Source organism: Pelobium manganitolerans (genome assembly GCF_003609575.1).
Classification (GTDB): Bacteria; Bacteroidota; Bacteroidia; order Sphingobacteriales; family Sphingobacteriaceae; genus Pseudopedobacter; species Pseudopedobacter manganitolerans.
In genome coordinates this window covers 396,565-416,965 of record NZ_MBTA01000012.1, presented here as the reverse complement: position 1 = coordinate 416,965, position 20,401 = coordinate 396,565, and the positions used below count along the sequence as shown (strand labels likewise).

General features: G+C 43.3%; 13 protein-coding genes. All 13 read left to right on the top strand.

Annotated elements, in window-relative coordinates:
• Positions 1-3 precede the first annotated feature (3 nt).
• The 13 genes from BCY91_RS08275 to BCY91_RS08215 all read left to right on the top strand — a co-directional run bounded on the left by BCY91_RS08275 (position 4) and on the right by BCY91_RS08215 (position 20,398).
• A complete protein-coding gene (locus BCY91_RS08275; protein WP_120181471.1) occupies positions 4-1,059 on the top strand; it encodes a hypothetical protein in 1,056 nt (351 codons plus the stop codon).
• A 190-nt stretch (positions 1,060-1,249) separates the two neighbouring features.
• Entirely contained in the window at positions 1,250-3,175 is a 1,926-nt protein-coding gene (gene nagB / locus BCY91_RS08270) for a glucosamine-6-phosphate deaminase (protein ID WP_245989040.1), read from the top strand.
• Between the two features lie 12 nt (positions 3,176-3,187).
• A complete protein-coding gene (gene glmM, locus BCY91_RS08265; RefSeq protein ID WP_120181470.1) occupies positions 3,188-4,567 on the top strand; it encodes a phosphoglucosamine mutase in 1,380 nt (459 codons plus the stop codon).
• Between the two features lie 18 nt (positions 4,568-4,585).
• Positions 4,586-5,716 carry a phosphotransferase enzyme family protein gene (locus BCY91_RS08260; RefSeq protein WP_120181469.1) on the top strand — a complete coding sequence of 377 codons (1,131 nt, stop codon included), beginning with the start codon at positions 4,586-4,588 and terminating at the stop codon, positions 5,714-5,716.
• A gap of 2 nt (positions 5,717-5,718) precedes the next feature.
• Positions 5,719-6,483, top strand: coding sequence for a DUF1961 family protein (locus tag BCY91_RS08255; RefSeq protein WP_120181468.1), 765 nt, complete (start codon positions 5,719-5,721; stop codon positions 6,481-6,483).
• 169 nt (positions 6,484-6,652) lie between these two features.
• Positions 6,653-7,717: a transporter substrate-binding domain-containing protein gene (locus BCY91_RS08250; protein ID WP_120181467.1), complete on the top strand. Its 1,065-nt coding sequence runs from the start codon at positions 6,653-6,655 to the stop codon at positions 7,715-7,717.
• Between the two features lie 346 nt (positions 7,718-8,063).
• The gene (locus tag BCY91_RS08245; RefSeq protein ID WP_245989039.1) at positions 8,064-11,225 is read left to right on the top strand and encodes a SusC/RagA family TonB-linked outer membrane protein; all 3,162 of its coding nucleotides are present in this window, start codon (positions 8,064-8,066) and stop codon (positions 11,223-11,225) included.
• A 5-nt stretch (positions 11,226-11,230) separates the two neighbouring features.
• Entirely contained in the window at positions 11,231-12,796 is a 1,566-nt protein-coding gene (locus BCY91_RS08240; protein WP_120181466.1) for a RagB/SusD family nutrient uptake outer membrane protein, read from the top strand.
• A 19-nt stretch (positions 12,797-12,815) separates the two neighbouring features.
• Positions 12,816-13,703, top strand: a complete 888-nt coding sequence (locus BCY91_RS08235; RefSeq protein ID WP_120181465.1) for a DUF5017 domain-containing protein — start codon at positions 12,816-12,818, stop codon at positions 13,701-13,703.
• A 1-nt stretch (position 13,704) separates the two neighbouring features.
• Complete coding sequence (locus BCY91_RS08230) at positions 13,705-15,210, top strand: sulfatase family protein (protein ID WP_120181464.1); 1,506 nt, start codon at positions 13,705-13,707, stop codon at positions 15,208-15,210.
• Between the two features lie 3 nt (positions 15,211-15,213).
• Entirely contained in the window at positions 15,214-16,647 is a 1,434-nt protein-coding gene (locus BCY91_RS08225) for a sulfatase-like hydrolase/transferase (RefSeq protein ID WP_245989038.1), read from the top strand.
• Positions 16,647-18,182: a DUF4955 domain-containing protein gene (locus tag BCY91_RS08220; protein WP_120181463.1), complete on the top strand. Its 1,536-nt coding sequence runs from the start codon at positions 16,647-16,649 to the stop codon at positions 18,180-18,182. The genes BCY91_RS08225 and BCY91_RS08220 overlap by 1 nt, the downstream gene beginning before the upstream one ends.
• Positions 18,183-18,202: 20 nt before the next feature.
• The gene (locus BCY91_RS08215) at positions 18,203-20,398 is read left to right on the top strand and encodes a glycoside hydrolase family 88 protein (RefSeq protein ID WP_147387923.1); all 2,196 of its coding nucleotides are present in this window, start codon (positions 18,203-18,205) and stop codon (positions 20,396-20,398) included.
• Positions 20,399-20,401 lie beyond the last annotated feature (3 nt).

Genomic DNA, 20,401 nt, shown 5'->3' with positions numbered 1-20,401 from the left:
CCAATGACTTTGCACATAGACCGTAACGACGTTCCGTCTAAAAAGAAGATTTTTTATCCCATACAAAAACCGCTTAGGAATTATTTGATAAAATTTGAGCGCGAAGCCGATTTGCCCATCCAATACTCGGATATGCTGCGCTTTAATTTATCTACTCCTCTGCTGGACAAAAACGGGAAAGACACCCTCTGGAAAACGGTTTACTACGATGAAAGCGAGATGAAGGAGCTTTATGCCGGGTTAAAGTACATTTATGCCATTATGCACGCCGCCGGGCGACTTACGGTGATGAACCATCTTTCCGTTGCACGTATCGATTACTGCTCTTTCGGAAATTCTAAGCCCTTCCGTGTGCGAATTATCAATCGCTTAAACGACAACTACGACCATTTTTATGTAAAACGCGCCGATGCATCACGTATTTACGGGCTAGAACTGGAGCATATTTTATCGCCCAACCGCATTAATTACATCACAAACAAAGAAACCTTAATTGAAGAGCACATTCCCGGTTTGCCCGGAGACGTATTTGTAGATGAATACATTAACGACGTAAAGTTTAACCAAACGCGTATCAGCAAAGAGTTTGTGAAGTTTAACGAACGCTGTTTTGTGCGCCTTTTGGGCGATATGCGTTCGTACAACTTTGTGGTGGAAATTACGCCAGATATTGAAGGCAACCAATACCGTATACGCGCTATTGACTTTGACCAACAAAGCTATGAAGGCCGACTTAAACTATACCTGCCGCAGTATTTTAAAGAGAACAACAACTTGGTTTTTTTAGGGATGGATTCTATCAATGAGCAATCTATGAAGCAGTACCAGCAAGAGGAACGAAGCATCATTAGCCATCGCGTAAAACTGGGCAGGTACCGCCTGCGCGAGCTTTTTGAAGCCTCTTTGCAGGATGAAATTGCACCTCTGGAGAAAACCTTAGCCTTAGGCCAGGAACTTGCAAATTACCATCAGGACAAAATGTTCACCAAAATTAGACATATGGGGCATATGGTAAAAGCGCACCTATACGCTTGTTTGGTTAACCGGGTTAACGACTAATTGCTTACGGACTTCCAAAATAGCAAAGTAGTCATGTGTGCGCGCCTCAACATTCAAATTTTAACTTTACCACAAAACGTTAATAATCAGAAAAATAAAATATTTTTTGAAAAATGTGTTCGCACACAACATATTTTACTACATTTGCTATACTCCAATTACAAAACGAATAAAAACCTTTAGTAAGGCTATGACTATCACTAGACTCAATCTTTTAGACGAAACACGCTTCGAAAAACTGCCTGTCAGTATTTATGTGGACGATAACACCGCATCTGTTGCGGTGGCCAAAAGAATTGCCGATTTAATTACCGCTAACGGTGCAGAAGGCAAACACACGGTTTTAGGCTTGGCAACAGGCGCAACGCCGGTAAAAGTTTATGCAGAATTAATCCGTTTACACAAAGAAGAAGGCTTAAGTTTTAAGAACGTGGTAACGTTTAATTTAGACGAGTACTACCCCATGAAGCCTAACGCTGCGCAAAGTTATGTGGCGTTTATGAAAGCACAGCTTTTTGACCATGTAGATATTAACATGGACAATGTGCATATCCCAGACGGCACCCTGGCCGAAGATGAGATTGTTCCGTTTTGTGCGGCTTACGAGAAAAAGATTTCCTCTTACGGAGGCTTAGACATTCAAATTTTGGGTATCGGCCGTACGGGCCACATAGGTTTCAACGAACCGGGCTCGGCGCCAAACTCGGGTACACGTTTAGTCACTTTGGATGATTTAACCCGCCGTGATGCTTCGCGCGACTTTGGCGGTAAAGAAAATGTACCTACCAAAGCCATTACCATGGGGATCGGCACCATTTTTAAAGCCAAGCAAATCATTTTGATGGCTTGGAACAAGAAAAAAGCTTCCATCGTTAAAAAAGCGGTTGAGGGCGAAATATCTTCGGAAGTGCCTGCAACCTACCTACAGCTATCCAATAATGTCGAGTTTGTTTTAGACCAAGACGCGGCATCGGACCTTACCCGCTTTGCTACGCCGTGGCTGGTAAAAGATTGCGAGTGGACCGCTCCGCAGATTAAAAAAGCGGTAATATGGCTGGCCCAAACCTTACAAAAACCGGTTTTAAAACTTACCGAAGAAGATTACAACAACAACGGCATGGCACAATTGGCCACCGAAAAAGGCCCGGTTTACAACATTAACATTGATATTTTCAACAAAATACAGCATACTATTACCGGCTGGCCGGGCGGTAAACCGCACGCGGATGATTCGCAACGTCCAGAACGTGCCGAACCAGCGAAAAAACGCTCAATTGTATTTTCTCCGCATCCGGATGACGATGTGATTTCTATGGGCGGTACCTTTATCCGCCTGGCAGATCAAGGCCATGATGTGCACGTAGCCTACCAAACATCGGGCAATACGGCAGTGTGGGACGAGGATGCGCTGCGCTTTATGGAGTTTAATATCGACTTTGCGAAAGCGCAAAACCAACCTAGCGAAAAACTGGAAGCCATTTACAATGAAACCCGCAGTTTTTTGGAAACCAAACAACCCAACCAGCCAGATCCGCTAGAACTGCGTACTGTAAAAGGTTTAATCAGAAAAGGTGAAGCTATTGCCGGAGCGCGTTTTGCCGGTTTGCCAGACCAAAACATCCACTTTATGGATTTGCCTTTTTATGACAGGGGCAAAGTTTCAAAAAACGTCGATTTTGAAGACGACATACAGCAAACCATGGCTTTGCTGCAAAAAGTAAAACCGCACCAGGTTTTTGCCGCCGGCGATTTTGCCGATCCGCACGGCACGCACAAAGTGTGCTTTAACATTATTTTGGAGGCGCTAGTGCGTTTGAAAAAAAGCGAAGACTGGGTGAAAGATTGCTGGCTGTGGCTTTATAGAGGTGCTTGGCACGAGTTTGAAATTGACGAAATTGAAATGGCCGTACCGCTATCTCCACAAGAGGTGCTGCGTAAAAGACATGCCATCTTCAAACACCAATCGCAAAAAGACATCCCGGTTTTCCCTGGAGATGATGCCCGCGAGTTTTGGGTACGCGCTGAAGACCGCACCCGTGAAACCGCTAAAGCTTATAATGATTTAGGTTTGGCAGAGTATGAGGCAATAGAGGCTTTTGTGCGCTGGAGATACTAAAAGAAAAACATCATGACATTAATAAAATCAATTTCGGGTATACGCGGCACCATCGGCGGCAAAGCCGGCGAAGGTTTAACGCCTACAGATATCGTAAAATTTACCGCGGCTTATGGCAAATGGATTTTTGCCAAAACCGGAAATAACAAGGTTGTTGTAGGTCGCGATGCCCGCATATCCGGCGAAATGGTGCGCAATTTAGTGGTGGGCACTTTGCAAAGCATCGGCTTAAACGTGGTAGATTTAGGCCTTTCTACCACGCCAACCGTGGAGATTGCCGTACCGGCGGAAAAAGCCGGCGGAGGCATTATTTTAACTGCCAGCCATAATCCTAAAGAATGGAACGCGCTTAAACTATTGAACGAAAAAGGCGAGTTTATTAGCGATGCCGACGGTAAAGAGCTGTTAAAGATTGCCGACAGCAAGGATATTATTTTTTCTGAAGTCGATGATTTAGGATCTGTAACTTATGATGACAGCTATCTGCAAAAACACATTGACCAAATTTTAGCATTGCCATTGGTAGATGTGGAAGCCATAAAAAAAGCCGACTTTAAAATCGCGATTGATTGCGTTAACTCATCGGGCGGAATTTTTATCCCGGCTTTGTTAGATGCGTTAGGCGTTAAAACGGTTTATAAATTGTTTTGCGAGCCAAACGGAGAGTTTCCGCACAACCCTGAGCCTTTGCCAGAACACCTGACGGAAATATCGGCAACTGTTGTGAAAAATAAAGCCGATTTGGGCATTGTAGTTGACCCAGATGTTGACCGTTTATGTTTTGTAAACGAGGACGGAAGCATGTTTGGCGAAGAGTACACCTTGGTGGCGGTTGCCGATTATGTGCTATCGCAACAAGTGGGAAATACCGTTTCTAACCTTTCTTCTACACGTGCTTTGCGCGATATCACAGAGAAAGCAGGCGGACGTTACCAAGCCTCTGCCGTGGGCGAGGTTAATGTGGTAAACATGATGAAAGATTGCCAGGCAATCATCGGCGGTGAAGGCAACGGAGGCATTATTTACCCGGAGTTACATTACGGCCGTGATGCATTGGTGGGCATTGCTTTATTCTTAAGCCATTTGGCCAAAAGCGGCAAAAGCATCTCGGCTTTAAAAGCCTCTTATCCAAGTTATCACATCTCTAAAAACAAAATTGTTTTAGCGCAAGGGATGGACGTTGACGGCATCCTGAAAAAGATGGAAGGTAAATATAGGTTGCACCATTTAAGCACTATTGACGGCTTAAAAATAGAATTTGGAAACGAGTGGGTTCACCTGAGAAAATCTAATACCGAGCCTATTATCCGTATTTATTCCGAATCGGCGAACGAAGCAAAAGCCAATAAACTGGCCAAGCAGATCATCGCCGATATCAAAACTTTTATATAAGCGCAAACGCTAAAAAACATGAGCACCGCCACTTTCTCCATCTCCAAAATCCAAAACATTGCAAAAAATTTTGCAATTGAAGGCGATATCGAATCTGCTAAGCCTTTTGGTTCTGGCCATATCAATGACACCATTTTTATAAAAAACGCCGAAACAAACAGTCCAGATTACCTTTTACAGCGTATTAATCATCATATTTTTAGAGATGTAGAGGGCGTAGTTGTTAATATTGCGCGCGTTTCTGCGCATTTGGATCATAAGCTAAACGGCGAGTTTAAGACAGAAAACGGTGTTGAACGCGTACTTACCCTGATTCCCACGCTAAAAGGTTCTTTGTTTTTTAAAGACGAGGACGGCAATTTTTGGCGAATGTATCATTTTATCGAAGATTCGGTAAGTTATGATTTGGTAAGCTCGGCCAAGCAGGCTTATGAAGGCGGCGAAGCTTTTGGGCGCTTTCAGCGGATGCTGGCAGATATGGATGCTACTTTACTCACGGAGACTTTGCCAAACTTTCACAACATCAAATTCCGCTTAAACAATTTTTATCAGGCTTTGGCCGATGATGTAAAAGGACGCGTTAAAGAAATACCAGAAGAAATTGAGCTGATCAAAAGCTATGAAGAATTTATGTGCAGCCTTTACGAAATGGGCCAAGCAGGCAAACTGCCAACGCGCATTACACATAACGACACCAAGTTTAACAACATTTTATTTGACAAAAACGACCGGGTAATTTGCATCATTGATTTAGACACGGTGATGCCCGGCTATGTAGCTTATGATTTTGGCGATGCTATACGCTCTTTGGTAAATACCGCCGAAGAAGACGAGGCCGACATTAGTAAAATAAATGTGAACATGTCTTTATTTAAGGCATATACAGAGGGTTATTTAAAAGAAGCTGGCAACTTTTTAACTCCCGAAGAGGTGGAATCTTTGTACCTGGCGGTGTTTTTATTCCCCTACATGCAGGGCATTAGGTTTTTAACAGATTATTTACAAGGCGACACCTATTATAAAACTGCATACCCAACACACAACCTCGTGCGCACACGCTCACAGTTCCAGCTTTTCAAGAAACTTTGGTCGCATAAATCCGAAATAAAAAGTATTATTGAAGCCGAACAAAAAGTAGCCAGTGCTTAAAAATGATTAACCGATTAGCTTTTTTAAAACTTGTTCCGGCCGGAGCGCTCTTGCTAAGCAAGCCTACAGCCTTATTTAACAATGATACACCCGAGGCTGGCACGCAAAACAAAAAGCTGATTTACGGAAATCCCTTGTCCAGCGCAAAAGACATTGAAGGTTTTAAGCTAGAGGGGCAGGCAAAATTAAGTTTTGAAAACGGCAGGTTACGTATGCAAAATGAGCTTGACCCAAACCTGGGGCAAAAAAGCAATTTTGTGTTTTGGTGCGATCAGAAATTCCCGGACAATATTAGCATCAGCTATAAATTTTTGCCTTTGAAAGAACCCGGTTTAGCCATGCTTTTTTTTGCTGCCAACGGAAAAAACAAAAGCGATCTGTTTGATAGGTCTTTGGCAAAAAGAGAAGGCGAATATCAACAATACAACCGTGGCGAGATAAACGCCTTTCATATAGCTTACTTCCGTAGGAGATACGATACCGAACGTGCTTTTCACCTTTGTAACCTGCGTAAAAGCTACGGCGCAAACATGGTGGCGCAAGGTGCGGATCCTATCCCAAACGTTGAAGATATTATGGCGCCTATGGAGATGAGGATTGAAAAAACCACTAAAGAAGTCCGCTTCTTTATTAACGATTTACCTATTTTAAACTACAGCGACGACGGCAAAACGTACGGCGATTTTTTAAGGGAGGGTTACATTGGTTTTAGGCAAATGGCTCCGCTCATAGCAGAATATTGGGACTTGAAGGTTTTTGCTTTATAAGCGCATTAGTAGAAGTCCCTGATAGCGCATTTGTTGTTTCGGAACCTGATGTTCGGATGATTGTTCTGCGCGCCGTTCTTGTTTTTCTCCGTCCGAATTTCTAATTTCCCAATCATATCTATATTTTTTTGGTGCTTTTGCGCTCAATTTTCAATTTAAATCAACCGTTTTGAAACATTTTGCATTCCTTTTTATTCAGATATTTTTATTTTCTGCCGTTACCGCTTATGCACAAGAAAAACAGCTTAAAGTCGCTTTAGCGGGTGGCCAACCTTTCGTGATACAGGGGAAAAACCCACAAGGCATAGCGGTGGAAGTTTGGGATCAGGTGGCGGTTAAAAACCGCTGGGATTACAAATTTATTGCATACCCATCTGTGCATGCTGCTTTAAGTGCGCTTGACTCTAACCAAGTTGATTTAGTGGTTGGCCCGGTAAGTATTACCTCAGAGCGGGTATTGCACATGCGTTTTTCGCAACCTTATTACCAATCCAGCTTAGCCATTGTTTCCAGGTTTGATAAACCCAACATTTGGGAAAAAATACGTCCGTTTTTCAGCATCAATTTACTTATAGCGGTAGCCATATTTGTATTTATCCTTTCTTTGGTAGGTACTTTACTTTGGATTGCAGAGCGTGAAGCCTCGCCAGAACAGTTTTCGCACAAACCCTTAGAAGGAATTGGAACCGGCATGTGGCTGGCTATCGTCACCATGTCTACCACGGGTTACGGCGATAAAGCTCCTATCACACTGTGGGGCCGTATTATAGCAGGCAGCTGGATGGTGGTTTCTATAATTTTTGCAACATCTATGGTTGCCGGCATTGCAAGTACCTTAACCTTATCCGGCATGGGTGACCATACCATTAAAAATATCGAACAGCTAAACGGAAAAAAAGCGGCCACTTTAAGCGCCTCTCCGTCTGTCGACTTTTTAAACGAACATGGCGTTAAATCTGTAGAATTGGAAAGCTTAGCAGATTGCTTCAAAAAACTGAGCGAAGGAGAAGTTGACGCTGTTGTTTACGACCGTCCACAATTATTATACTATTTAAAAAGCAACCAATCTAAAAAATTATACATCGCCAAGGCCGCTTATTATAAACAAGGATACGGTTTTGCTTTTCCGCGTAACACCACCCTAGCGCACCAAACCAATATTACTTTGTTAGAACTTTCTGAAAATGATGAGATTGACCGTACCGTACGTCATTGGATAGGTACCGAAGAATAAAATTGATTACTAATAATTGCACAAAATTTGCGGAGCTTGATATAGCTCCGTTTTGCTTTACGTACATTTTTAGGTCTTCACATCTTTTTCGCGAGCTTTTTTGCTGATAGCCACTATTTTTCCTGCTTTTATCACAAAAAAATTACATGCTGTGCTGGGAAAGAATTTGTGACAAATATTGCCGGTTTAACACACGTTAGCGCACACTTTATACTTAGTGTGTGTTCGACAACAACCCCTTTTAAACTATGGTGTTATCGAACACATTTTTTAAAAAAAATTTGTACGTAATTATTTTATCGTTAAGTTTGATAAACCAATTTTTCATTTTCTAAGTTAAAATCGCATGAAAAGTAATTACATCACGAAGGTTCTTCCTCGTTTAAGCTTACTGATGGCCATTTTGTGGTTTGCTCAGCCGGTTTTTGCGGTTGCAAACAATGCAATGGCAATCATTGTGAAGGGCAAGGTGGTTGACGATGAAGGTCTTCCGCTTCCTGGCGTTAGCGTAAAAGCTAAAAACGAGCAAAGCGCCACCGTTACCGACGTAAACGGAAATTTCACCATCACCGTAGCTAAAAAAACATCTGTTTTAGTGTTCTCTTATTTGGGTTTTACCACGCAAGAAGCCACCGTTGGTGAAAGAACCATCATTAACATTTCTTTACAAACTACCCCTAGCCGATTAAACGAAGTGGTGGTTGTAGGTTACGGCACCGTAAAAAAGGGTGATTTAACAGGTTCTGTGGGTCAGGTTAAAATGGAAGACTTGCAAAAAGCGCCGGTAAAATCTTTTGACGAGGCTTTAGCCGGAAGGCTTGCTGGTGTACAGGTAAGCTCTGGGGATGGCCAGCCTGGCGCAGGTTCAAGTATTGTTATCCGTGGCCAAAACTCTTTAACACAAGACAACTCTCCATTGTATGTAATTGATGGTTTCCCTATCGAATCATCTGAAAACAACAACATCAACCCAAATGATATTGAATCTATAGAGGTGTTGAAAGATGCTTCGGCAACCGCAATTTATGGCTCAAGGGGGGCAAACGGTGTAATTATCATCACCACCAAATCGGGTAAAAAAGGCGAGCCAACAATTACCTACAATGGCAGCTATGGTTTTCAGGAAAATATCAAAACCATGGATTTATTATCGGCTTATGAGTTTGTAAAATTTCAACAAGAGCTTAACCCAAGCACAGCCGCCCGTTTGTATCTAGATTCTTTAGGTAAAACCGTAGATGATTATAAAAATGTACAAGGTGTGGACAGGCAAAACCAGCTTTTCCGCACAGCGCCTATGCAACAGCATAACTTGTCTTTAAGTGGCGGGTCTGATAATACCAAATACTATATCAGTGGCTCTATTGACGATCAACAGGGTATCATCATTAACTCGGGCTTTAAACGCTACCAAGGCAAAATAAACCTTAACCAAACGGTTAACAACAAGCTAACCTTCGTGGTAAACTCTAATTACAGCAATTACGTGGCAGATGGCGTTATCCCTACAGAAGGAACAAACTCGGCTACCAACAACTTACTTTATAGCACTTGGGGCTATCGCCCATTAAGTGGCTCGGGATATAATTTGGACGAAACCTTATTGGACCCAGATATCGACGGAAGTAACGACTACCGTGTAAATCCAATTATAGCTGCTAAAAACGAGTTACGTCGCGCTACGTACAACAATTTATCTGTAAACTCTTATGCGCAATATAAATTCAATAAAAATTTAACTTTAAAAATTTCGGGCGGTGTAACTAACAACCTAAGACGCAACGACCGTTTTAACAATAGCCAGACCTTTTACGGCAATCCGTTCTCATCCGGCGGTGTAAACGGCGTAAACGGCTCGGTTATTTACACTCAGGTTACGCGTTGGTTAAATGAAAACACGCTTACTTGGCGCAAAGTTTATAACAAGGTACACGATATTAATGCTGTAGCGGGTATCACTTTTCAGCAAGACCGAGGACAGCGCCATGGTGCTGCTGCCATACAAATCCCGAATGAATCTTTAGGAATTAACGGTTTGGATGAAGGCACGCCTCAAACTATAGATGCTTACAGTTCTGTAAATCGCTTAAGCTCGTATTTAGCACGTGTAAATTACGGTTATAAATCAAAATATTTAGCCACCCTAAGTATGCGTGCAGATGGTTCGTCCAAATTTGCACCGGGCAACAGATGGAGCTATTTCCCATCAGGATCTTTTGCTTGGAGGATGAGCAGCGAAAACTTTATGAAAAACTTAACTTTCATTAACGATGCCAAGTTAAGGGTTGGTTACGGTGTTACCGGAAACAACCGCGTTACAGATTTCGCGTACCTTTCGGTACTGGGTCAGCCAACCGGTTCGCCATACGCATTTAACAATGCAATTAATTTAGGTGCGGTGCCACTTGAGTTAGGCAACCCAGATTTAAAGTGGGAAAGCACATCGCAAACAAACATCGGTTATGATTTGGGCGTGTTTAATGACCGTATTAATTTAACTGCAGATTGGTACCGCAAAACCACTTATGACTTATTGTTAAATGCAGATTTGCCTTACACCACGGGCTACTCAACCGTTTTTAAAAACATCGGAAAAGTACGCAACCAAGGTTTCGAGTTTGCAATAAACACCACTAACGTTAAAACGAAGAACTTCAGCTGGTCATCTAACTTAAACATCAGTTTCAACCGCTCTAAAGTTTTGGAACTTACCCAAAACCAAGAGTCTATGACCAGCGCAATTGGCTGGGACAACAGCTTTACCGAAACGCCATTATATCTGACCAAGTTAAACAGTCCTATTTCTCAGTTTTACGGTTATGTATTTGATGGCATCTATCAGTTAGATGAGTTTGATGTTGCTCCGAACGGAAGTTATAGTTTAAAAGGAAATATTGTTGACAATGGCAACACCCGCGGAAGCATTCAGCCGGGCGACGTAAAATACAAAGACTTAAACGGCGACGGAACGGTAAATGCAAAAGACCAGACCGTTATTGGCCGAGGCGAGCCTTTGCACATCGGTGGTTTCACAAACAACTTCAGCTACAAAAACTTCGATTTAAACATCTTCTTCCAATGGTCATACGGTAACGACATCTATAACGCTAACAGAATGATGTTTGAAGGCAATGCTTTGAACAAAGTTAACTTAAACCAGTTTGCCAGCTACGCTGATAGATGGACGCCAACAAACCCCAGCAACACCATTCCGCGTGTAAGAGGCGAAGGTCCGCGTGTTTATTCATCAAGAGTAATTGAAGATGGCTCGTATTTGCGTTTAAAAACTGTTTCCTTAGCTTACAACTTTGGTGATGATATTCTTAAGAAACTAAAAATTAAATCGCTAAAAGTGTTTGCATCAGGTCAAAACCTATTAACATTTACAAACTACAGCGGTATGGATCCGGAGGTCTCCGTACGTAACTCGGCCTTAACTCCAGGCTTTGATTATTCGGCCTACCCAAGAGCCCGCACAATTGTCTTTGGTATCAATACTTCATTATAATAATTATGAAAAATTTAAAATATTTATTGGGGATTCTTTTCTTGGCCAGTGTAAGCACATCGTGCCAGAATTTCCTTGACACCAAGCCCGAAGATTCCCTTTCGCCAGAATATTATTACAGCACAGAAAAACAGATGGATGCTGCATTGGCCGGCGTTTATGATGTACTTGGCGATGATAACCTTTACGGCAACAAAATTTTCACCACGCTAGGCGCGCCTTCTGATTTAAGCTATTACAGACGTAACAATATCTCCACAGGTACGCAGGTTTTAAACTTCGATGCGTCTGACTCGGACATCCGCGGTATGTGGAGAACGCTTTACACCGGTATCAACCGTGCCAATATGGTTTTGGAAAACATTGATAAGCCCCAATTAACTGACGCTAAGAGAGCGCAGGTTAAAGGTGAAGCTTTGTTTTTACGTGGCTATTATCACTTTCTGTTGGTAAGCAACTGGGGCGATGTGCCTTTGGTACTAACTTCAAAAGTTGATTTAGACAAGACCAATATTGCACGTACGCCAATGAAAGATGTGTACGCACAGATTCTAAAGGACATGGAAGAAGCCGAACCTTTAGTAAAAGGCATTAGAGAAATCGGTTTTGGTGGCCGCGTTAGCAAATCGGCGGTGAGAGGCATTTTGGCCCGCGTAAACTTATACATGGCCGGTGAGCCTTTGAAAGATGTGAGCAGATATCCGGAAGTTGTAAAATGGGCAAATGCAGTTAAGAATGACGCTACTGCCGCTCATAAACTTAACCCTAGCTACTCGGACATTTTCATCCGTTATGCATCAGACAAGTATGACATCAACGAATCTATTTGGGAAGTAGAATTTTGGGGTAACCGGATTGGCAACGCCTACCAAGAAGCTGGCCGGGTGGGCAACACCAACGGCGTGCAGTGCGGCGATCTTACCGAGGGCTATGCATACGGCTTCATCGGGGTAACGCCTAAACTTTACAATTTGTACGAAGCAGCTGACACACGTAGGGACTGGGCTGTAGCTCCGTTTTCGTACAAAGGCCAAACTTCAGAAAAGGTGGACTGGAAACCGGCCGATATTTATCAGCGTATGGCGGGCAAGTTCCGCAGAGAGTACGAGGCCATTGAAAAGCAAAAAAACTTTACGCCAGAAAACTTCCCTTTACTACGCTATGCAGATGTTTTGTTGATGCTGGCAGAAGCCCAAAATGCAATCGCTTTTGACCCAAGCCCAACCGGCGTGGCAAATACCGCATTAAACGCTGTTAGACAAAGAGCCGGAGCAAGCTTATATGCAGGCGCAAACGCCATTACCTCACAAGCGGACTTTTTAAAAGCCATACAAGATGAGCGGGCCAGAGAACTTTGTTTTGAAGGTTTGAGAATTAATGACTTGAAACGTTGGGGACTTTATTTGTTCGCAATACGCCAGGCAGCTTCGTACATAAAAGCGAATGCACCGGCAACTTTCAAGTATGCAGCGTTGGCAGGCGACAACGCCAGCGAAAGGCATTTACTTTACCCAGTTCCGGTTAGAGAAATGGCCTTAAACCCTTTGCTTACCCAAAACAAAAATTGGTAACCATAAAACCTTTTAAAACATGAAACTGATTAAATCAATATTATACACATCCGCAGTTGCGCTATTGGGCTTAACAGCCTGCGATAAAGAATTGGATATTGACAGCCTAGATTTTGATGTGAGTACCGCAAAAACTACCTACAAGCTAGGCGACACCGTGGTGTTTAAATTCAAGGGCAACCCAGACAATATTACCTTGTTTACTGGCGAAGAGGGTCATAAATACGAATACCGTGAGCGCTTAAGAGCCGAAGGTAAGCCGGAATTAAGTTTTACGTCTTTTAGGCAATACGGTACGCAAACCCTGCCCTTAGAATTATTGGTAAGCACCACCTTTAACGGCAAAGTTGATAAAGATGTAGCAAACGGCGGTTGGAAAAACATCACGGACAAAGCTACTTTCTCCACCACCGCAGACAATACCCCATCGGGCAAGATTGATCTTTCCGAATATGTGGGCGATAAACCTTTATACATTGCCTTTCATTACAAGGGCGAAGCGGGTAGCACCCAAAGAAAATGGACTATCAAAAATTTTGAAGTTAGCAACAAACTGACATCGGGTGTTACCTTAACCATCGCCGATTTGTCTAACGCCGGATTTAGCGAATACAGCTACAGTAATCCAAACGTTTTATGGAAAATAGAGGCTTCGCAAATCTCTATCCAAGGCGGGCCGGCAACCAACGAAGCTAATGACGACTGGGTGGTTACGCAAGCGCTTTATCTAGACAAAGTAATGCCCGACAGCGGTATGGGCTTAAAAAACATCACTACCAAAATGACGGAATATCCATACGTATTTACTAAACCGGGCACTTATAAAGTTACTTTTATTGCTTCTAATGCCACTGCGGATAAATCCGAATCTGTTGTGAAGGAACTAGAAATCACAATTGAACCTTAAAATGAGAAAGTTAGGTTTCATATTGTTATCATTTGTGGGTTTATCTTTGGGCTTAAAAGCCCAACATAAACCCAATGTTATTTTCATTTATGCCGATGATTTGGGCTACGGCGACCTAAGTTGCTACGGCGCCACAAAAATCAGCACGCCAAACATTGATGCCTTAGCGAAACAAGGAGTTCGGTTTACCAATGCGCATACCACATCTGCAACTTGCACGCCATCGCGTTTTGCGGTTTTAACCGGCCGTTATCCTTGGCGCCGCGACGATACCGGCATTGCGCCAGGCGATTCACCTTTATTAATTGACACCACAAACACCACCCTGCCTAAAATTTTTCGGCAGGCCGGTTACCGCACTGCGGCTATCGGAAAATGGCACTTAGGCTTAGGCAACAAAGGCACTAAACAAGAGTGGAACGGTAATATTACGCCCGGTCCGCGCGAGGTGGGTTTCGATTATTCATACATTATGGCGGCCACTTTGGACCGTGTGCCGACCGTCTTTATCGAAAACCACCATATTGTGCACCTTACGCAAAGCGATCCTATTGATGTAAATTACCAATACAAAATTGGCGATGAGCCTACCGGAAAAGAAAACCCAGAATTGTTAAGGATGGGCCTTTCTAACGGACACAGCGCCACTATTGTAAACGGCATTAGCCGTATTGGCTGGATGAAAGGCGGGCATAGCGCCCGCTGGACCGACCAAAACATTGCCGATACCATTACCAACCGCGCAACAGATTTTATCCAAAAAAACAAAACACAACCCTTCTTTTTATACTTCGCTTCCGGCGATCCGCACGTTCCGCGCGATCCGCACCCGCGTTTTGTGGGTAAAAGCGGTATGGGTCCGCGTGGCGACGCCATTTTGCAGTTGGATTGGAGCGTAGGCGAAATTATGAAAGCCATTGACGATGCCGGAATTGCCAACAACACCATCATAATTTTTAGCAGCGATAACGGCCCCGTTTTAGACGATGGCTACGCCGACGGCGCGGTTGCCATGGCGCACGGACATAAACCGGCAGGCATTTTTAGCGGTGGCAAATACAGTATTTACGAGGCTGGTACGCGTGTGCCTTTCATCGTATCATGGCCGGGGAAAGTAGCCCAAGGGAAAACCTCTAACGCTTTGCTTTCGCAGATAGATATGGCAGCGTCCTTTGCAAATTATCTAAACATAAATATCGCGCCCAACCAGTGCATCGATAGCCAAAACCAAATGAAAGCTTATTTGGGCAAAAACAAAAAAGGGCGTAAAGAGCTGGTGGAAGACGCCGGAACCTTGGCCATTGTTAAAGGCGACTGGAAATACATTGTGCCAAGTGGCGGGCCGTCTTACGATACTTACGTGGACATCGCTTTGGGCAACTCGGTGAAACCGCAGCTGTACAATCTTAAAAAAGACCCGTCAGAAAAAAATAATCTTGCCGAAAAGTATCCTTCAAAAATGGAGGCTTTAGCTGCCGATTTGGAAAAAATTAAATCACGGAAATAAACGATGTTAAAACGGATTTTATTTGTTATTTGTTTGGCTATCAGTTGTAGCGCATTTGCACAAAACCAAAAGCCGAACCTATTGATCATCATTAACGATCAGTGGCGTGGGGAAGCCATGGGTTATACCGGCAAAGAGCCCGTTAAAACACCTAATTTGGATGCTTTTGCTAAAAAAAGTTTCGTCTCCCAGCAAATGGTGGCCAACTACCCCTTGTGTTCGCCAAGTAGAGCGATGATTTTTAGCGGTCGTTATCCCTTAAAAAATCACGTTTACAGCAACGTAAATTCAAAAGGCACACCTTACGGGATTGAGTTACCAGCCGACATGACCTGCATTTCTGATGTTTTAAAAGCTTCGGGATATTTTAACGGCTACATTGGCAAATGGCATTTAGATGCACCGCACGAGCCTTACGTTAATACCTCCAACAATAAAGAAACAGCCTGGAATGAATGGACGCCGCCATCCCGACGCCACGGCTACGATTATTGGTACGCTTACGGCACCTATGATGACCATGCCCGCCCAATGTACTGGAACACCAATGACAGTCGCGAAAACTTCCATTATGTAGATGAATGGGGGCCGAAACATGAGGCGGATAAAGCCATCGCTTTTTTTAAAAATGAGGGCAACGTTCGGCCGGCAAACAAACCTTTTTCTTTGGTGGTTTCTATGAATCCGCCACACTCGGGTTACAAAACCGTCCCTAAAAAGTACTATGATATATATAAAGATGTTGATTTAGAAAGCTTGTTGAAAGACCCGGACATTCCGGCTGCCGACACCAAAATGGGCAAGCTTTACCGCGACAACATTAAGTATTATTATGCCAATATTACCGGTGCCGACGAGCAGATTGGTCGGATTTTGGACCAGCTGAAGCAGAGCGGCCTGGATAAAAACACCTTGGTTATTTTTATGGCCGACCATGGCAATAGCCTAGGCAAGCATGACGAGGTTTCTAAAAACCATTTCCACGAAGAATCTGTGCGCATCCCTTTTATGATGTATATGGACGGTAAAATTTTCCCTCGTTTTGATGCACAAATGCTAATGAGCGAGCCGGATATTTTTCCGACGGTTATGAGTTTGATGGGCGTTAAAACGCCACTTCCGGCAGATTTAGATGGCAGGGATTTTTCTGAATACATCAAAACCGGAAAAGGGGATTATCCAACACAGCAATACATCATGGGCTCTGTAACGGCATCAAATCCTAACACCGGTTTCCGCAGTTTAAGAACTGCACAATACAAACTGGTATATCAGTACCAGAAAAAACAAACCAGCAAATATTTGTTTGATTTAAAGAAAGACCCTTTTGAATTGAACAACATTTTTGATAAAAATCCGGAAACGGTAAAAAGCCTAAAAAAAGATTTAAAAGCTTGGTTAAAGCAAACTAACGACGGTTTTGATTTAGACAGATAATGACAAAAAAAACATTCACCTTGCTATTTGCAGGCTGTTTTGCCGCAAGCGCTTTTGCACAGCAAGAGGCAAAAGTTTTTACGGAATACAAAAACAATCCGAAGCAATCCATATTGCCAGATTTTTCTTACGTAGGTTATAAAAACGGAGAAAAACAGCCTAATTACAAAGCTGTAGATGTGCCAATTTATGATGTTACAAAATTTGGCGCTGTTGCTAACGACAATAAATCAGACAAAGAAGCCATTGAAAAAGCTGTTGAGGCCGCACGTAAAAGTGGCGGCGGTGTGGTGTTTTTCCCGAAAGGCAGGTTTATCGTTCAAGACGAGTACGACGACCTAAATTCTGTTTGGGTAAGCACTAGCAATACCATTTTTAAAGGAAGCGGTAGTGGTGAAGGCGGCACCGAGCTGTTTATGAAAACGCCATTACAGCCCAAAGACACCACCAAAATGTGGAGCACCCCGCCCATGTTTGTTTTTGGCAGCAAAAAAGCGGAAACAAAAATTGGGAAGATCACTTCTGGCGCACAAATAGGCGATTTTAGCTTTGATGTTGATGAAACCAAAGGTTTGGCAAAAGGCGATTGGCTATTGCTTACCATGCGAAGCAAAGACGAAGAAGCCATCCGTTTAGATTTGGGCGATTATAAAATAGACCCTACTTGGAAAAGCTTGGTAAACGGCGGTTTGGATTTATCTGTGGTGCATCAGATTAAAAGCATCAAAGGCAACACCATCACTTTGGCGCAACCGCTGGCCTATCCTATTAAAGCAAATTTAGGGTGGAATGTGGCTAAATATGATTGCATTGAGGAAGTAGGAATTGAAGATATCGCGTTTGTAGGCAACTGGAAAACGCCTTTTGTGCACCACCGCTCATGGATGGATGACAGCGGCTTCACTTTGGTGAACATGCGCCGCATAGTAAACTCGTGGATGCAAAATTGCCGTTTTACAGATGTTTCTGTCGGCGCGGTAATTAACAACGGGGCAAACGTCAGCATTAGCAACTGTAAAATTACCGGCAACGGCGGGCATGAGGCCATCACCAACGCCGGAGGCACCAATATTTTGCTATCGCGCATTACAGATGAAGCCTCGCAATGGCATTCGGTTGGCAGTTCAAAAACTGCTATGAACACGGTATTGCACCGCGTAAATTACCCGGCTACTACGTGTTTTGAAAGCCACGCATCGCAACCGCGAAATACCTTATTGGATGTTGTTACGGGCGGATTGATGATGAACAGAGGCGGCGGCGCATTGGAAAATATGCCCAATCATATGCGGAATTTAGTATTTTGGAACTACAATAAAATCAACAAAGAATATCCCGAATTTAGCTTTTGGCCCAATCAGCGCTACTGGAAAATCCCTTATCCGATAATGGTAGGTTTCCACGGCACGCCAACAAAATTTGATGCAAAAGAACTAAAATACGAGGAAGCTAACGGACAGGCCGTACTTCCGCAATCGTTATACGAAGGACAGTTAAAAAACAGGCTAGGCAAATTGCCATCGTGGCTGAAATAATCATATTAAAATCAATTATCGTGAAAAGAACCATTAATTTTTTTAAGCTGAGTGCCCTTTTACTTTTTGTGAGCATTTACGGTGCAGCATCTGCGCAAAGCAATTTACAACCGGATAGCATTATCCACATTATGAAAAAAACTGCCGACTGGCAGTGGAGAGATTTAGCCGAAAACGGTTGGAAAACGCCAAAAACCGATTGGACAAACGGTGCCATGTATGCTGGTATGATGGCTTGGGGCAAAATTGCCAACGACCCAACTTACTACCACAAACTGATTGAAGTGGGCAAAGACAATAAATGGGGATTGGGTCCCGAGCGTTTTTTTGCTGATGATTATTGCGTGGGGCAAACCTACTCGCAACTGTACGAGATTTATCAGAACCCAAAGTTTATTGCAAAATTCAAAGACCGTGCAGATACCATTGTTACTTTGCCACACACCGAATCTTTGCTTTGGGTAAATGAAATTTACAACCGCGAGTGGGCTTGGTGTGATGCGCTTTTTATGGGTCCGCCGGCTTTGGGCTACTTATCTGAAGCTACTGGCGATATGAAATATTTAAACACCGCTTCAAAATTGTGGTGGAAATCTAGCGAGTACCTGTACGATAAAGACGAGCATTTGTTCTACCGCGACAGCCGTTACTTTGATAAAAAAGAGAAAAACGGCACAAAAGTTTTTTGGAGCCGCGGAAACGGCTGGGTAATGGGTGGCTTGGTCCGCATTTTAGAAGTAATGCCGCAAAACCATCCCGATAGGAAACGCTTTGAAACGCAGTTTAAAAAAATGTCGCGCAAAATTGCGTCTTTACAACAGCCAGATGGATCATGGCATGCCAGTTTGTTAGATCCAGCCAGCTTTCCGGTAAAGGAAACCAGCGGAACAGGCTTTTTTGCCTATGCTTTGGCTTGGGGCGTAAACCACGGTTTATTAAACTACAATGACTATAAAAAGGTTATCGCAGATTCATGGACAGCTTTGGTAACATCTGTTCACCCTAACGGAAAATTGGGCTACGTACAAGCGCAGGGCCGCGATCCGCAAAACGTAACTTATGATGAAACCGACGTTTATGGCGTTGGCGCCTTTTTATTGGCCGGTAGCGAGATTTACCGCATGCAGCTGAAACAAGAAAACGGCTTGTTGGTAACCGTTAAGAATCCGCTCGATATTACCCGCAAAGCCCAAACGGTTGAAGTAAGTTGGGATGCCATACAGAAGGCAAACAAAAAAATCAAAGAAAAGGAAGTGATTGTAATTGATCCGATGACGGGCAAACAAATTCCTTCTCAATTGATTTATAACGGCCAGAAAAAACCTCAAACACTAATTTTCCAAGCTAACATTAAAGAAGGTACCGAACTTTATTTTTTGGTAAAAGCAGGCGAAAGGCAAGCTTATGAAAGCAAAGTCTTCGGTCGCCAGGTGCCAGAACGTTTTGACGATTTTGCATGGGAAAACGACAAAGTAGTTTTTAGGTTGTACGGCGCCGCGTTGGATAAAGAACCTAGCGGCCAGGCAAAAGGATTAGATGTCTGGGCTAAAAACACCCCAAAGTTGGTGATTAACGATTGGTATAAACTGAATGATTACCACACCAACCATGGCGAAGGGATGGATAATTATAGCGTTGGCTTTACTTTGGGCGGTGGCAGTTCTGCGCCTTACGCCGACGGAAAAATGATTTTCCCGGGCAATTATACTTCTTACAAGATTATAGAAAATGGCCCCGTACGCTTGGTTTTTGACCTTATTTATGATGCTTGGGACGTTAACGGACAACAAGTTACCGAAACCAAACGCGTTACTTTAGATGCCGGTAGCAACATGAATTACGTAACCGACACCTATAACTTTAAAGGCACTAGCTTACCGCTTGCTATCGGAGTTACCAAACATAATAATGACGGCAGTATTAAAATAGACCATATGCACAATTATGTGAGCTATTGGGACAAAGCCGACAATAAAAAAGTGGATAACGGGATGATTGGTGTGGCTGTGGTTTTCCCAGCTAGCGAAAACGTGAAGTTAAGCGATGAAGCAAACCACTTGCTAGGGCTAAAAACTTTAAATAACAGTGGCAGCGTAAGCTATTACCAAGGCTCGGCATGGAACCGCAGCGGCGATTTTGCGCACGAGATGGACTGGCTTTATTATGTAGAGAATTTTGCAAAAGCTGTGGCTTCACCAGTGCAAGTAGCGTATTAAAAT

Bases quoted from the DNA above. Each gene is read 5' to 3' on its own strand.
- BCY91_RS08275 (WP_120181471.1), top strand. From the start codon at position 4: ATGACTTTGCACATAGACCGTAACGACGTTCCGTCTAAAAAGAAGATT.
- nagB (WP_245989040.1), top strand. From the start codon at position 1,250: ATGACTATCACTAGACTCAATCTTTTAGACGAAACACGCTTCGAAAAA.
- glmM (WP_120181470.1), top strand. From the start codon at position 3,188: ATGACATTAATAAAATCAATTTCGGGTATACGCGGCACCATCGGCGGC.
- BCY91_RS08260 (WP_120181469.1), top strand. From the start codon at position 4,586: ATGAGCACCGCCACTTTCTCCATCTCCAAAATCCAAAACATTGCAAAA.
- BCY91_RS08255 (WP_120181468.1), top strand. From the start codon at position 5,719: ATGATTAACCGATTAGCTTTTTTAAAACTTGTTCCGGCCGGAGCGCTC.
- BCY91_RS08245 (WP_245989039.1), top strand. From the start codon at position 8,064: ATGAAAAGTAATTACATCACGAAGGTTCTTCCTCGTTTAAGCTTACTG.
- BCY91_RS08240 (WP_120181466.1), top strand. From the start codon at position 11,231: ATGAAAAATTTAAAATATTTATTGGGGATTCTTTTCTTGGCCAGTGTA.
- BCY91_RS08235 (WP_120181465.1), top strand. From the start codon at position 12,816: ATGAAACTGATTAAATCAATATTATACACATCCGCAGTTGCGCTATTG.
- BCY91_RS08230 (WP_120181464.1), top strand. From the start codon at position 13,705: ATGAGAAAGTTAGGTTTCATATTGTTATCATTTGTGGGTTTATCTTTG.
- BCY91_RS08225 (WP_245989038.1), top strand. From the start codon at position 15,214: ATGTTAAAACGGATTTTATTTGTTATTTGTTTGGCTATCAGTTGTAGC.
- BCY91_RS08220 (WP_120181463.1), top strand. From the start codon at position 16,647: ATGACAAAAAAAACATTCACCTTGCTATTTGCAGGCTGTTTTGCCGCA.